Source organism: Pseudomonas sp. B21-028 (assembly GCF_024749045.1).
Taxonomy (GTDB): domain Bacteria; phylum Pseudomonadota; class Gammaproteobacteria; order Pseudomonadales; family Pseudomonadaceae; genus Aquipseudomonas.
The window spans coordinates 102,380-116,113 of record NZ_CP087184.1; the positions used below are offsets into that span (position 1 = coordinate 102,380).

11 protein-coding genes are annotated in these 13,734 nt (G+C 60.9%); 2 read left to right on the plus strand and 9 right to left on the minus strand.

Annotated features, from left to right (window positions below; all coding sequences use genetic code 11):
* Window positions 1–41: 41 nt before the first annotated feature.
* Together ctaD and coxB are read right to left on the minus strand one after the other, a co-directional pair.
* Complete coding sequence (gene ctaD / locus LOY35_RS00505; protein WP_258629591.1) at window positions 42–1,634, minus strand: cytochrome c oxidase subunit I; 1,593 nt, start codon at window positions 1,632–1,634, stop codon at window positions 42–44.
* An 82-nt stretch (window positions 1,635–1,716) separates the two neighbouring features.
* A complete protein-coding gene (coxB, locus tag LOY35_RS00510) occupies window positions 1,717–2,844 on the minus strand; it encodes a cytochrome c oxidase subunit II (protein ID WP_258629592.1) in 1,128 nt (375 codons plus the stop codon).
* A gap of 373 nt (window positions 2,845–3,217) precedes the next feature.
* On the opposite strand from coxB, the gene LOY35_RS00515 reads away from it, so the two are divergent.
* The gene (locus LOY35_RS00515; protein WP_258629594.1) at window positions 3,218–3,868 is read left to right on the plus strand and encodes a hypothetical protein; all 651 of its coding nucleotides are present in this window, start codon (window positions 3,218–3,220) and stop codon (window positions 3,866–3,868) included.
* Window positions 3,869–4,010: 142 nt separating this feature from the next.
* Here the strand turns inward: LOY35_RS00515 and LOY35_RS00520 are convergent, their stop codons facing one another.
* The 4 genes from LOY35_RS00520 to LOY35_RS00535 all read right to left on the minus strand — a co-directional run bounded on the left by LOY35_RS00520 (window position 4,011) and on the right by LOY35_RS00535 (window position 8,389).
* The gene (locus tag LOY35_RS00520) at window positions 4,011–4,550 is read right to left on the minus strand and encodes a hypothetical protein (protein WP_258629596.1); all 540 of its coding nucleotides are present in this window, start codon (window positions 4,548–4,550) and stop codon (window positions 4,011–4,013) included.
* A gap of 229 nt (window positions 4,551–4,779) precedes the next feature.
* A complete protein-coding gene (locus LOY35_RS00525) occupies window positions 4,780–6,309 on the minus strand; it encodes a SulP family inorganic anion transporter (RefSeq protein WP_258629598.1) in 1,530 nt (509 codons plus the stop codon).
* Window positions 6,310–6,403: 94 nt separating this feature from the next.
* The gene (locus tag LOY35_RS00530) at window positions 6,404–7,135 is read right to left on the minus strand and encodes a carbonic anhydrase (protein ID WP_258629600.1); all 732 of its coding nucleotides are present in this window, start codon (window positions 7,133–7,135) and stop codon (window positions 6,404–6,406) included.
* 195 nt (window positions 7,136–7,330) lie between these two features.
* Window positions 7,331–8,389, minus strand: coding sequence for a PA0069 family radical SAM protein (locus LOY35_RS00535; RefSeq protein ID WP_258629601.1), 1,059 nt, complete (start codon window positions 8,387–8,389; stop codon window positions 7,331–7,333).
* A 196-nt stretch (window positions 8,390–8,585) separates the two neighbouring features.
* Here LOY35_RS00535 and LOY35_RS00540 point away from each other — a divergent pair, with 196 nt between their 5' ends.
* On the plus strand, window positions 8,586–9,266 hold the full coding sequence (locus LOY35_RS00540; protein ID WP_258629602.1) for a tyrosine-protein phosphatase: 681 nt from the start codon (window positions 8,586–8,588) through the stop codon (window positions 9,264–9,266).
* Here the strand turns inward: LOY35_RS00540 and LOY35_RS00545 are convergent.
* The 3 genes from LOY35_RS00545 to prlC all read right to left on the minus strand — a co-directional run bounded on the left by LOY35_RS00545 (window position 9,247) and on the right by prlC (window position 13,683).
* The gene (locus LOY35_RS00545; protein ID WP_258629604.1) at window positions 9,247–11,244 is read right to left on the minus strand and encodes a M3 family metallopeptidase; all 1,998 of its coding nucleotides are present in this window, start codon (window positions 11,242–11,244) and stop codon (window positions 9,247–9,249) included. The two genes, LOY35_RS00540 and LOY35_RS00545, sit on opposite strands and share 20 nt — an antisense overlap.
* Window positions 11,245–11,356: 112 nt before the next feature.
* Window positions 11,357–11,635, minus strand: a complete 279-nt coding sequence (locus LOY35_RS00550) for a YheV family putative zinc ribbon protein (RefSeq protein WP_024778466.1) — start codon at window positions 11,633–11,635, stop codon at window positions 11,357–11,359.
* Window positions 11,632–13,683: an oligopeptidase A gene (prlC, locus tag LOY35_RS00555; RefSeq protein WP_258629605.1), complete on the minus strand. Its 2,052-nt coding sequence runs from the start codon at window positions 13,681–13,683 to the stop codon at window positions 11,632–11,634. Before prlC ends, LOY35_RS00550 begins: the two co-directional genes overlap by 4 nt.
* Window positions 13,684–13,734: the final 51 nt, after the last annotated feature.

Here is a 13,734-nt window from a genome sequence, read left to right on the forward strand (position 1 = left end):
GCCTATCGCGAGCAGGCTCGCTCCCACAAGGGCAGCCGTGTTCATTTCACTTCCGGCGGCGTAGTAAAGGTGTGATACGGCGCCGGCGAAGGCACGCTCCACTCCAACCCTTCGGCCCCATCCCACGGCTTGGCCGGTGCTGGCGGGCCGCCGCGGATGGTCTTGATCACAATGAACAGGAAGAAGATCTGCGTGGTGCCGAACATGAACGCGCCGATGGAGGAAACCATGTTGAAGTCGGCGAATTGCAGGTTGTAGTCCGGAATCCGCCGGGGCATGCCCGCCAGGCCGACGAAGTGCATCGGGAAGAACGCCATGTTCATCCCGATGAACGACAGCCAGAAGTGCAGCTTGCCGAGGGTTTCGTCATACATGTGGCCGGTCCATTTCGGCAGCCAGTAGTAGGCCGAGGCGAAGATCCCGAAGATCGCGCCGGGCACCAGCACGTAGTGGAAGTGCGCGACCACGAAGTAGGTGTCCTGGTACTGGAAGTCCGCCGGGGCGATGGCCAGCATCAGCCCGGAGAAGCCGCCGATGGAGAACAGGATCACGAACGCCACGGCAAACAGCATCGGTGTCTCGAAGGTCAGCGAGCCCTGCCACATGGTGCTGGCCCAGTTGAACACCTTCACCCCGGTGGGCACGGCGATCAGCAGGGTGGCGTACATGAAGAACAGCTCGCCCACCAGCGGGATGCCCACCACGAACATGTGGTGCGCCCAGACGATGAACGACAGGAACGCAATGGCTGCCGTGGCGTAGACCATCGAGGTGTAGCCGAACAGCGGCTTGCGCGAGAACGCCGGGATGATCGAGCTGACGGCACCGAAGGCCGGCAGGATCATGATGTACACCTCGGGGTGACCAAAGAACCAGAACACGTGCTGGAACAGCACCGGGTCACCGCCGCCGGCGGCACTGAAGAAGCTGGTGCCGAAGTGGATGTCCATCAGCATCATCGTCACGCAACCGGCCAGCACCGGCATCACCGCGATCAGCAGGAACGCGGTGATCAGCCAGGTCCAGACGAACAGCGGCATTTTCATCAGCGTCATGCCGGGGGCGCGCAGGTTGAGAATGGTGGCGATCACGTTGATCGCGCCCATGATCGAGCTGATCCCCATCAGGTGGATGGCGAAGATGAAGAACGTCACGCTTTCCGGCGCATAGGTGGTGGACAGCGGCGCGTAGAAGGTCCAGCCGAAGTTCGGCCCGCCTCCTGCGGTGAACAACGTCGACACGAGCATCAGGAACGCCGCCGGCAACAGCCAGAAGCTGAAGTTGTTCATGCGCGGCAGGGCCATGTCCGGCGCGCCGATCATCAACGGGATCATCCAGTTGGCGAGGCCGACGAAGGCCGGCATCACCGCGCCGAAGACCATCACCAGGCCGTGCATGGTGGTCATCTGGTTGAAAAACGCCGGTTCCACGATCTGCAGGCCGGGCTGGAACAGCTCGGCGCGGATCACCATGGCGAACGAGCCGCCCAACAGGAACATGGAGAAGGCGAACCACAGGTACAGCGTGCCGATATCCTTGTGGTTGGTGGTCAGTACCCAGCGCATCAGGCCCTTGGCGGGGCCGTGGGCGTGGTCGGCGCCGGCATGACCGTGGTCATCGATCACAGCACTCATGTCCTGTCTCCTTCGAACGAATGGGCTGGACGGCGCGGGGCGATGAGCCCCGACCGGTTGCGGGAACACACGTCAGGCCGGCTCATTTGCTTTCCGCCTGTTTGAGTTCCAGCACTTCTTTCGGCGTGACCATGTCGCCCTTGTTGTTGCCCCAGGCGTTACGTTCATAGGTCACGACGGCGGCGATATCGACTTCCGACAATTGCTTGCCGAACGCGGCCATTGCGGTCCCCGGTTTGCCGTGGAAGACAATGCTCAGGTGATCGGCCTTCGGCCCGGTGGCGATCTTCGAGCCCTTGAGTGCCGGGAACATCGGCGGCAGGCCCTGGCCTTCGGCCTGGTGACAGGCCACGCAGGTGGTGTGGTAGATCTTGTCGCCACGTTCCTTGAGTTCTTCCAGGGTCCATTCCTTGCTGGTCAACTCTTTGAGCTGCGCGGCTTCGGCCTTGCGTTCGCCCAGCCATTTCTCGTAGTCGGGCTTGCTCTTGACCTCGACCACGATCGGCATGAAGCCGTGGTCCTTGCCACACAGCTCGGCGCACTGGCCGCGATACAGGCCGGGCTTGTCCACCCGGGTCCAGGCTTCGTTGACGAAACCGGGAATGGCGTCGCGCTTGACCGCGAAGGCCGGTACCCACCAGGAGTGGATCACGTCGGCGGAGGTCACCAGGAAGCGCACCTTGGCGTCGACCGGCAGCACCAGCGGCTTGTCGACTTCCAGCAGGTAGTGTTCGCCCTTGGCGCTCTGGTTATGGATCTGTTCGGCGGGTGTGGCCAGGTTGCTGAAGAACTCGACGTCCTGGCCCAGGTATTTGTAGTGCCACTTCCATTGGTAGCCGGTGATCTGGATATCGATGTCCGACTCGCTGGAGTCGTACATCTTGATCAGGGTCGCGGTGGCGGGAATCGCCATGGCCACCAGGATCAGGAGGGGCACGATGGTCCAGAGGATCTCGACGCGGGTGTTTTCGTGGAAGTGGGCCGCGTTCTGGCCGGTCGAGCGGCGGTGCATCATCATCGACCAGAACATGGCGCCGAAGACGATGAGGCCGATCACTACACAAATCCAGAAAATGGTCATGTGCAGGTCGAATACTGCATTGCTGATCTGTGTCGCTCCAGGCGCCATATTCACAGTCCAGGCAGCTTGCGCCTGGCTGAAAATCGAACACAACAGGAGGCCCATCCAAACATGTGGATGTCGCGTCATTGCGGGTTCCCCTTATCGTTCTTGTTATCCCGTAGGCGTAAAGCCTGCGGCAAGGAGAGCGGCTACATCAGACTACGAACTCGAACCGCCATGCCTTGCTGCCGTACATCGGGTTCATCAGCTAACTCCATTCAGAACCGAGTATAGACAGCCACTGCAACCTCGCAACGCGATGACGTAAATCGTTTGAAACAGACGGGACTTGCGCTGGAGGCCGCGAATGGAGAAGGATGCGAAACCAGATGATGGCAAACCGATATAACAGCGACGCATCAAGGAAGAAGCAGTTATGACAAATAGGTCTTAGGCGTGTTTATTCGCCAGCTAAGTTATGTCTTCCCTATTTCATTGCCTTTGTTTTCCTGGAGTTGTCATGAACACCGCCGCATTGCGCGAGCAGATCCAAAAAGCCCAACAACACGAGGCCGAGACTGGTCAGTTGGCCCGTCAGTTGGAAGGCCAGTTACCACACCTGCACCGGGCTATCCAATTGCCAGAGACGAACGCCAACGACGTCCTGGCGCGGTTTGTCGCCGCCTACATCGATGAAGTCCCCGACCTGCTGGATGCAGCCAACGAAGTCGCCAAGGAGGCGGGCATCGAGCCGCAGATCAAACCGGTGCTGAAAATCGCCGAACAGTATTTCCTCCAGCCGCCGACGATCATGGCCGGTCATGTCGGGCTCGACAGCTTGCTGGACGAGGCTTACCTGGCGCATCGATTCGTCGAAGAGGTCAACGACCTGTACATCAAGCATTTCGGCCAGCCATTGATCCCCCTGGACATGACGGTCGCCAATCTGATTGCCCACCAGTTGATCGGCGAAGCCTTTGCCAATCAGCTCGATGAAGTGGTGCATCACGCCTTTGACGAGATGCTCAACGACGAGACGTTTGCCCTGGAGTCGGTAGAAACCTACCGCGAGAAACTCAGCAGCCCGCACACCGGTGCGGCCTGGAAGCGCTGGCCGTGCATGTCGCGGCGCCTGGGCGTGGGGTTGGAGCTGGATCAGCCGGCGGCTTGATCCAGAGCTGAACTCACCAAACTCCTGTGGGAGCGAGCCTGCTCGCGATAGCGGTCTATCAGCTGACTAAAATGTTGTCTGATACACCGCCATCGCGAGCAGGCTCGCTCCCACATTTGTTCGTCAGGATGCCCCTCCGCTTTCAAGCCTTGAAATCTCTCATCGAGGCAAAGGAATTCGCGATCTTTCGATAGATCAAGTGATCGTCCAGGTCAGTGTCGCCATCGCTGTCGGCGTCGGTGGCGTTGATGACCTCTCGGTAAAGTCCTTTGTTGTAGCCGGTGACCGTCACGACTGAATCGGGGGCGGTCATGTCGGAATCTTTGTTGTAGAGGCCAATATCGACGTCAGGCAGTGCAGCGTTTTGGCTATTGCTGCCAAACGAAACCATGATGCACTTGTACAGCCGCCTCTCGTCCATGCGACTCAACGTGACCATGGCGTTGGCCAGGTCGGCGGCAAGGGTGTAGTAGGACGCGTCATCGGCGTCGATATCGTCGTCGCCCTCGACATCATCCACACCTTCAGCGGTTTCATATCTGCCATTGGAATCGGCATAGGCCGTGACGACGACATCGGGCTTGAGCCCAGGCCTGTAGCCATTGTTATAGCGAGAGATTAAGGCTTCGGACACGCCATCTTCATTAGAGTCGTTGAACTCGTATACCAGTGCATAGTTCATGGAATGCTCCATGGGAGATAGGAAAGATACTTCCTCTACAAACTAAAGCTCGCTCAACGAATGCGTCTACTGTCATAGCTGACAGGTGTACGTGCGTACACCCGCTTCAAATGCCAGCACAAAACCTGTGGGAGCGAGCCTGCTCGCGATAGCGGCCTATCAGCTGACAAAAATGTTGTCTGATACACCGCCTTCGCGAGCAGGCTCGCTCCCACATCAATCGGGGATATCAGGCAGAGGCTGCGCCAACCCCAGCCGTTGTCCGCAACCGTCCTTCCAACCGGCGCTTGAGCCCGCGGGATTCGATCAGCAGCTTCGATCCCTTGCTGGCGTTCGCCCGTCCCCATTCTTCCAACAACTCCAGGCACGAATGGTCGATGTAGCTCAGGTTGTTGAGCGGTACATGCACCGTCACGCCCTGGGGGATGGTTCCCAGCACCTGGGTCAGCGCCGGTACCTTGAGGAAGGTGGCCGCACCGACCAGCCGCAGCTCCATCTCACCTTCCTGAGGGAGATCGACCAGGCTGATTTTCAGTCGCGAGGCTTTCCAGGCCAGTTTCGCCAGGGTCAGGCCGAAGCCGATCAGCACGCCGGTCAGCAGGTCGGTGAAGATGATCGCCAGCGCCGTCGCGGCATAGGTGAACATCGGCATCCGGCCATAGCGGCTCAGGCTACGAAACGCCTTGAGGTCCACCAGTTTGAAACCGGTATAGACCAGCACCCCCGCCAGGCTCGCCACCGGAATGCTTTGCAGCACGCTGGAGAGCAGCAGGACAAAGAGTAGCAACCACAGGCCATGGAAAATCGTCGACATTCGCGTGGTGGCCCCGGCCTGGACGTTGGCCGAGCTGCGCACGATCACCCCGGTCATCGGCAAGGCACCGAGCAGGCCGCAGAGCATGTTACCAATACCTTGGGCGGACAGTTCCCGGTCGAAGTCCGCACGTTCGCCGCTGTGCATGCGATCCACGGCGGCCGCTGACAGCAGGGTTTCAGCGCTGGCGATAAAGGCCACCGCGAATGCCGCGATCAGCAGCGTGGGGTCGGCCAGGTTCAACAGGTCCGCCGGGCGCAGCCAATCGATGGCTTCGGCGAGGTTGTCCGGCACCTCGACACGCTTGACCTGCAAAGCCAGCACGAGGCTGGCAACGGTGGCCAAGCCCACGCCGAGCAAGGCGCCGGGTATGAAGCGCAGGCCATGCGGGCGAAACTTTTCCCACAGCCACATCACCGCAATCGTCGACAGACCCAGCAGGCCGGCCTGCCAGCCGAACGACGGCAACGCTTGGGCGACTGCGCCGGGGAACGCCGTCAGGTTATCCAGCCCTGACGGCTTGGGCGCCGCGTCGAGCATCACGTGGACCTGGGACAGCACGATCAGCACACCGATACCCGCCAGCATGCCGTAAACCACGGCCGGTGCGGTTACCCGGAACCAGCAGCCCAGGCGAAAGCGCCCGGCCAACAATTGCAGGAACCCGGCCAGCAGCAGGATCGGTCCGAGCATGCCCACGCCATGTTGGCGCACCAGCTCGAAAACCAGCACCGCCAACCCGGCGGCCGGCCCGCTGACTTGCAACTTCGAACCGGCGAAAAAGCCCACGATCAGGCCACCGACGATACCGGTGATCAGACCCTTGGCGGGCGGTAGGCCGGACGCAATGGCAATGCCCATGCACAAGGGCAGCGCCACCAGAAACACAACCACCGAAGCCAGCAGCTCCCGTGGCAGAACAGCTTTCAATTGAGCAGCACGCATGGTGACTCTCCCGAAGATTTTTCAGGCATGGCAAGGCCCGGCCGCTCGAAGAGCAGACAGGGGCTTGACCACGCAAAAATTTATTGAGGAGCGATTAGAAGCGCGCTTTGGGCGTCGCGACCGGGATCGGGTGGCTGCCATCGAGCGGCAGGAAACGACCCTGTTCCGCATCGAAGGCTTTGATCTCGCTGGTCTCGATGTTGTACACCCAGCCATGGATGAACAACTGGCCGCTGGCCATGCGCGAGGCCACCGAAGGGTGCGTTTGCAGATGCTGCAACTGCGCGATCACGTTTTCTTCGGTGAGGATGGGCATGGTCTGTTTTTCGTCGCCGCACGGGCAGTTGTCGTGGACCATGGTCTTGGCCACTTCGGCGTGGCGCAGCCAGGCTTTGACCGTGGGCATTCTTTCCAGGGTCTCGGGATTGAGCACCGCGCGCATGGCGCCGCAGTCGGAATGGCCGCACACGATGATGTGCTGCACCCCAAGGGCCAGCACGGCGTATTCGATGGCGGTGGAGACGCCGCCGTTCATTTGTCCATAAGGCGGAACGACGTTGCCGACGTTGCGGGTCACGAACAGGTCGCCTGGAGAGCTGTGGGTGATCAGCTCGGGCACGATGCGCGAATCGGCGCAGGTGATGAACATCGCCCGGGGCGATTGGGCGGTGGCGAGTTTCTTGAAGAGTTCTTCCTGCTGCGGGAAGACTTCGTGATGGAAATGCAGAAAACCGTCAACAATATGCTGCAGCGCTGCATCGGCGCTTTCCGCCTCGGGTTGGGCTGAAGCCGACGCAGCCAACGGCTGTTTATCCTTGTCACTCATGATTCATCCTCATAACGCCAGTGGCTGGTCAAAAAACGTCCAGATCGAAGGGTTCGACCTGTCAGTCACTCGATGAACAAGGTATCGGTCGAAACTTAACTCAAACTGAATCGGAGGCTCTAGGACAACGATTACAGGCATGACCTAAAGTGCAGGTATGATCCTGTCTGGCCTGTGCTGCAGGGTCAACTTCAGTCAAATCAACGACATCTGTCGGCCTGGCGGACAGAAGGCCTCGCAGTCGAGATTGTAGCCTTCGCGCCGGTCGAGCCCCAAGCGCTTGATCGCCTTGGCGAAGCGTTGGGCGAGCAGGTCGGCAAAGGGGCCTTCGCCGCGCATGCGCTTGCCAAACTGGCTGTCGTACAGCTCGCCGCCACGGCTCTGGCGGACCAGACTCAGCACATGGGCGGCGCGCTGCGGGTAGTGGGCCTGCAACCATTCCTCGAACAGCGGCGCGACTTCCAGCGGCAGGCGCAGCATGATGTAGGAGGCACTTTGGGCGCCGGCGGCGTGGGCTTCGTTCAGCAGGCTTTCGATTTCGCTGTCGTTGATCATCGGAATCATCGGCGCGCACAACACCCCCACGGGAATGCCTGCCTCGCGCATCACCCTGATCGCTCGCAGCCGCGCCTTGGGCGCCGCCGCGCGGGGTTCGAGAATACGCTTGAGCTCATCGTCCAGGGTGGTGAGGCTGATCATCACCGCCACCAGTCGCTGCCGGGCCAGTTCGGTGAGCAAGTCCAGGTCCCGCAGGATCAGCGAGCCCTTGGTCACGATGGTCACCGGATGGCGATAGCGCAGCAGCACCTCCAGGATCCGACGGGTGATGCGCTGTTCGCGTTCGATGGGTTGGTAAGGGTCGGTGTTGGAGCCCAGGTTGATCGGCGCGCATTGATAGCCGCGCTTGGAAAGTTGCTCCTCCAGCACGTCGGCGGCGTTGCTCTTGGCAATCAGCCTGGTTTCGAAATCCAGCCCCGGCGACATGTCCCAATACGCATGGCTGGGCCTTGCATAGCAGTAGATACAGCCGTGTTCACAGCCCCGGTAAGGATTGATCGAGCGATCGAAAGGAATATCCGGCGAGGTGTTGCGGGTAATGATGGTCTTCGCCGTTTCGAAGCTCACTTCGGTGCCTTGGGTCAGGGGTACTTCCTGGTACCAGCCGTCATCTTCGACCACCGAACGACTTGGGGCGAAGCGGTTGTGCGGGTTGGCAGCGGTGCCACGGCCGCGAGGCGGAAGGGGGACTGACATGGGGAATACTCCGGGGCTGTATGTGTATACAGTATCGCCTGCTTTTGGATTGGACCAGTGCCATTCAGCGCCTGAGCAGGAGGCGGCCATTTGCGGATCACAATTCACAACACTTTGACGTCCTTGTTACAGGTTTTTTACCGGGACGGGCCGAGACTGCTCCACCTCGAATTCCCTTATTTCCGGTCATCCGTGCATGCTCAAGCTTCGCTCCCGTTCACTGTGTTGCCTGGCCTTGCTGATGGGGCTGGCCGGGTCCTGCGCCCAGGCTGCTGATGTCGTACAGACGAGGCCCGCTGAGTGGGCACAGCCGGTGGAAAAGGATTACAACCTCTACCAGATGTCACCCACTCTTTACCGCAGCTCCCTGCCGGATGGTGGAGCCTTGCCCCTGCTGACGAAGCTCAGGATCGGCACGGTCATCACCTTCCTGCCGGAATCGGATGCGCGCTGGCTCTCCACCCCCGGCATCGAGCAGGTACGGTTGCCCTATCGCACCAATCATGTCGACGACAGCGACATCCTTCGGGCCTTGCGTGCCGTCCAGGCCGCCGAAGCCAAGGGCCCCGTGCTCATGCACTGTAAGCACGGTTCGGATCGCACCGGGCTGGTGGCGGCGATGTACAGGGTGGTGGTGCAGGGCTGGAGCAAAGAGGACGCGCTGAACGAAATGACCGAAGGCGGCTTCGGTGACAGCCATCACTTCAAGGATGGGATTCGTTACATGATGCAGACCGATGTGGAAAAACTCCGTCTTGCACTGGCGAACGGCGAATGCAGCACCAGCGTGTTCGCCCTTTGCTCCTTGAAGAGCTGGGTCAATTCGACCACGACAGCCCATCACCTTGAGCCGCAGCTCACCCCGCCCGAGCGCTGATCGGTGGCGTGCCTGAGAAGGTGGCGATGGAGACGGACAACGGTCGTGAATCCCCCGGCGCAAAAACGGTTTCACGCAACGCACGACCGGTTGCCGGGTTGAACACCCCATCGCGTTTGAATCGCTGGAACACCGTCACGGCCAACTCCTTCGACCAGACGTAGGCGTAGAGCGTCGCCCCATAGCCGGTCACCAGGTAGTCCAGGCCATTGGGCCAGCGCGCGTTCGTCGACACTGGCAGGTGCCCCACCTGTGTGCTGGCCTGGTCGAATACCTGCTGGACGGTCCGCCCGTCGCCGTGGGTGCGGTGTAACTCCATGTCGAATATCGCGCTGCGCAACAGCGTCGCGGTTTCCCAACTGGTCTGGGTACGGGCAAAGGCCAACAGTTGAGCGACGACCTCGTCAGGCATCTTTTCTCCGGTCTGGTAGTGCTTCGAGATCCGCACCAGGCATTCCCTGGAGAAGCACCATTGCTCGAGCAGTATCCCGGCAAACTCGGCGGCATCGCGAGACAGGCTATTGATGCCCGACAGGTCGCGATAGTCGGCGCGGGTCAGGACATGCTGCAGGCAATGGCCGAATTCATGGAAAAGGATTCGCAGTTGCAGGTGATCGAGCAGGACCGGGTCTGGACCCTCGCTGCGTGGCAGCCAGGCATGCAGCGTTGCGATGGGATGCCGAGGGCGTCCCTCGGCGGTGGTATGGCGGTTTCGCAGGGTGGTGGTATTGGGAAAGCCGTCTCGGTTTTCATCCGAAAACGGATCGAAATAAATGTAGCCAATGACCGCGCCCCGCTCGCTGACTTCGAACAGCCGCACGTCCGGGTGCCAGGTTGGCACATCCTGACGCTCGACGAAGTCGACGCCGAACAACTCCGTCGCCATCCGCAACAGCTGGGCGAACGTCGGTTCCAATGCAAACCAGACACTCAGCGCTTCCTTGGAAACGCCCGCCGCTTGTTGGCGCAGTTGATTCACCAGGTAGGGGTAGTCCCAGGGCTGGAGGTCGCTGAGACCTTGTTGCGCGGCAAAGGCCTTGAGCTGCTCGGCGTCCCGCTTGAAATGGTGTTGCTGTCGTTCGAGCTGTGCCCGCAGGAACGTTATGACTTCTTCGGTGGAGGCAGCTTGCTCTGGCTCGATCGCCAGTTGGGCAAAGTCCGAATAGCCCAGGGAGGTGGCGTACTGATGACGGTCATCGAGTAATTGCCTGAGTATGTCGGTGTTGTCGAACTGGCCTGCTTGCGGGCCCTGATCCGATGCGCGGGTGCTGTAGGCCTCGTACACCTGCTGGCGCAGGAGGCGGTCGTCGGCGTGCTGCGTGACGATGCCAAAGGATTCGTCACTGAGCGTCAGCAACCATCCCTTGCGACCGGCTTCCCGGGCCTGGCGGGCCATCTGTTGCTTGAACCGCGACGGCAAGCCACTCAGCCGGGCGTCATCGTCAAACGTTTTGCGCCAGGCCAGATTGGCCATGTGCAGGTTTTCCAGGAATAACCCCTGGAGCTCCTTGATGCGCAGCTTCAACAGGCCCAGGCCCGTCGGCATGTTCTGGTGAAACTGGCGCAGGATCTTCTTCAGGACCCGTGTGCGGGTCGGTACGAAATGCCTGGCGATCTGACTGTTCGCCAAGCGCTGATAGAGCTCGAACAGCGTGGGGTGTTGTTTCAGTGAGGCCTGGAAATCATGCAGCCGCTCACTGCAATCCAGGGACGCCCGCGCCCAGGCATCCCCTGTCCTGGTCGTGGTCAGAAGGTGCAGCAGGTAACCGAAGCCTTCCAGTCGTGTGTGGATTTCATCCATGGCCAACACGAGATCGTCCCAGGTGGGAAAAGGCGTCTGGGTCTGGATGATGTGGGCCACCTGATCGCGGCTTTCGGCAAGCAACCGGTCGAGGGCGGGTAAGAAATGTTCGGCTTGGATCTGCGAAAAAGGCGGCAGGTCATACACCTGCAGCAGTGGATTATCGTCGTGGGGCATGGAGTGCCTTCCTGTCTGTCTGGGCGGCCAGTCTGGGCAGGAAGGCGTGAAGCCTGGCGGTATATATGTATCGCTCCCGGGCCGGACGGCCCGGAAGGTGATGCCGGAGATGTCAGTCGGTTTTTTTCTTCAACTTGGGGTTGGGAAAGAACTGCACCGCCTGGACCTTGGCGTCCGGCACTTTCAGCGCCGACGTGTTGACCCGGGTGCCCAGTTCCTTGGGCACCGACAGGCCTTGTTCATTGAGCGTGTCGGAATAACCGCAGGCGACGCACTCGCGATGGGGCACGCCGTCTTCGTTCCACATCATCAACTTGTCCGGCTCGCTGCACGCCGGGCAGACCGCCCCGGCGATAAAACGTTTTTTCGTGATCACAGGCCCCTCGCTCATGCTGCCGCGTCCTCGCTCAGGCCGCTATGGCGCAAGAGTGCGTCAATCGACGGCTCACGGCCACGGAAGTCGACGAACAGCACCATCGGTTCCTGGGAACCGCCACGGGCCAGGATTGCTTCGCGGAAAGCGCGACCGGTGTCGGCATTGAGCACGCCGTCTTCCTCGAACTTCGAGAACGCATCGGCCGACAGCACTTCCGCCCACTTATAGCTGTAGTAGCCCGCCGCGTAGCCGCCGGCGAAGATGTGGGCAAAGCTGTTTGGAAAGCGGTTGTAGGCCGGAGGACGCATGACCGACACCTCGTCGCGCACGCCTTCGAGCACTTGCAGCACGCTGCGACCGTCGCCATGGGTGGCGTGCAGCTCGAAGTCGAACAGCGAGAACTCCAGCTGGCGGACCATCATCAGGCCGGACTGGAAGTTTTTCGCCGCGAGCATCTTCTCCAGCAAGTCCTGAGGCAGCGGTTCGCCGGTCTCGTAGTGGCCGGAAATCAGCGCCAGGCCTTCAGGCTCCCAGCACCAGTTCTCCATGAACTGGCTCGGCAGTTCCACGGCGTCCCAGGCCACGCCGTTGATGCCGGATACACCGGCGTGCTCGACGCGGGTCAGCAAATGGTGCAGGCCATGGCCGAACTCGTGGAACAGCGTGGTGACTTCGTCGTGGGTCAGCAGTGCCGGTTTGCCACTGTCGGCCGGGGTGAAGTTGCACACCAGGTTGGCGACCGGGCTTTGCAGCACGCCATCGATGGTGCGACGACGGTCCCGGGCGCCATCCATCCAGGCACCACCACGCTTGTTGGCGCGGGCATAGAGATCGAAGAAGAAGCGTCCGACGTGCTGGCCGTTCTCCTTGATTTCGAACAGGCGCACGTCCGGGTGCCAGGCGTCGAAACCTTTCAGCTCGGTGATCTCGATGCCGTAGAGGCGTTGCACGATGGCGAACAGACCGCTCAGTACCTTGTCGATCGGGAAGTAAGCGCGCAGGGCTTCCTGGGCGACGCTGTAGCGCTGCTGGCGCAGTTTTTCACCGTAGAAACCGCTGTCCCAGCTTTGCAGGTCGGGGCAGCCTTGCTCGGCGGCGAAGGTTTTCAGTTGTTCCAGGTCCTGGGCCGCGAACGGTTTGCTGCGCTTGGCCAGGTCACGGAGGAAGCTGAGAACCTGATCGCTCGATTCGGCCATTTTGGTCGCCAGGCTCAACTCGGCGAAATTGGCGAAACCCAGCAGTTGGGCCAGTTCCTGGCGCAGGTCGAGGATCTGCTCCATCACCGGGCCGTTATCGTTCTGGCCGGCATTCGGGCCTTGGTCCGACGCACGGGTGCAGTAGGCCGCGTAGACTTCTTCACGCAGGGCGCGGTCTTCGGCGTAGGTCATCACCGCGTAGTAGCTGGGGAATTCCAGGTTGATCAGCCAGCCGTCCAGCTCTTTGGCCTGGGCAGCCGCGGCCATTTGCGCCTTGGCCGAATCGGTCAGGCCGGCGAGGGCGGCTTCATCCGTGACGTGCTTGGTCCAGGCCTGGGTGGCATCCAGCAATTGATTGGAGAACCGGCTGCCCAGCTCGGACAACTTGCTTTGCACCTCGGCGTAGCGTTTCTGCTGCTCTGGCGGCAGGTCGATACCCGACAGGCGGAAGTCCCGCAGGGAATGTTCCAGGATGGTTTTCTGCGCCACGTCAAAGCCGGCGGCTTCAGGGCTGCTCGCCAAGGCTTCGAAGGCCTGGAACAATTCACGGTTCTGGCCCAGCTCGGTGGAGTAGGCGCTCAGGGCTGGCAGGCAGGCTTCATAGGCTTCACGCAATTCAGGGCTGTTGCGCACCGCATTCAAGTGGCTCACCGGGCTCCAGGCAGCGCCCAGGCGATCGTTGAGCTCATCCATCGCCAGCACCAGGCCGGCCCAGCTCGGCTGTTGGCCTTGGGTCTTGAGGATCTGCGCGATGGCGGCACGGTTGTCAGCCAGGATCTGCTCGATGGCCGGTTGCACGTGCTCGGCACGGATCGCCGAGAATGGCGGCAGGTCATAGGGCTGTAAAAGAGGGTTGTTCACGCTCACGGTTGGCACCTTGGCTGGAAGAAACATCGGCCCATCTTAATTACAATCGAC

Coding starts and splice junctions, on each gene's coding strand:
- ctaD (WP_258629591.1), bottom strand. CDS start 1,634: ATGAGTGCTGTGATCGATGACCACGGTCATGCCGGCGCCGACCACGCC.
- coxB (WP_258629592.1), bottom strand. CDS start 2,844: ATGACGCGACATCCACATGTTTGGATGGGCCTCCTGTTGTGTTCGATT.
- LOY35_RS00515 (WP_258629594.1), top strand. CDS start 3,218: ATGAACACCGCCGCATTGCGCGAGCAGATCCAAAAAGCCCAACAACAC.
- LOY35_RS00520 (WP_258629596.1), bottom strand. CDS start 4,550: ATGAACTATGCACTGGTATACGAGTTCAACGACTCTAATGAAGATGGC.
- LOY35_RS00525 (WP_258629598.1), bottom strand. CDS start 6,309: ATGCGTGCTGCTCAATTGAAAGCTGTTCTGCCACGGGAGCTGCTGGCT.
- LOY35_RS00530 (WP_258629600.1), bottom strand. CDS start 7,135: ATGAGTGACAAGGATAAACAGCCGTTGGCTGCGTCGGCTTCAGCCCAA.
- LOY35_RS00535 (WP_258629601.1), bottom strand. CDS start 8,389: ATGTCAGTCCCCCTTCCGCCTCGCGGCCGTGGCACCGCTGCCAACCCG.
- LOY35_RS00540 (WP_258629602.1), top strand. CDS start 8,586: ATGCTCAAGCTTCGCTCCCGTTCACTGTGTTGCCTGGCCTTGCTGATG.
- LOY35_RS00545 (WP_258629604.1), bottom strand. CDS start 11,244: ATGCCCCACGACGATAATCCACTGCTGCAGGTGTATGACCTGCCGCCT.
- LOY35_RS00550 (WP_024778466.1), bottom strand. CDS start 11,635: ATGAGCGAGGGGCCTGTGATCACGAAAAAACGTTTTATCGCCGGGGCG.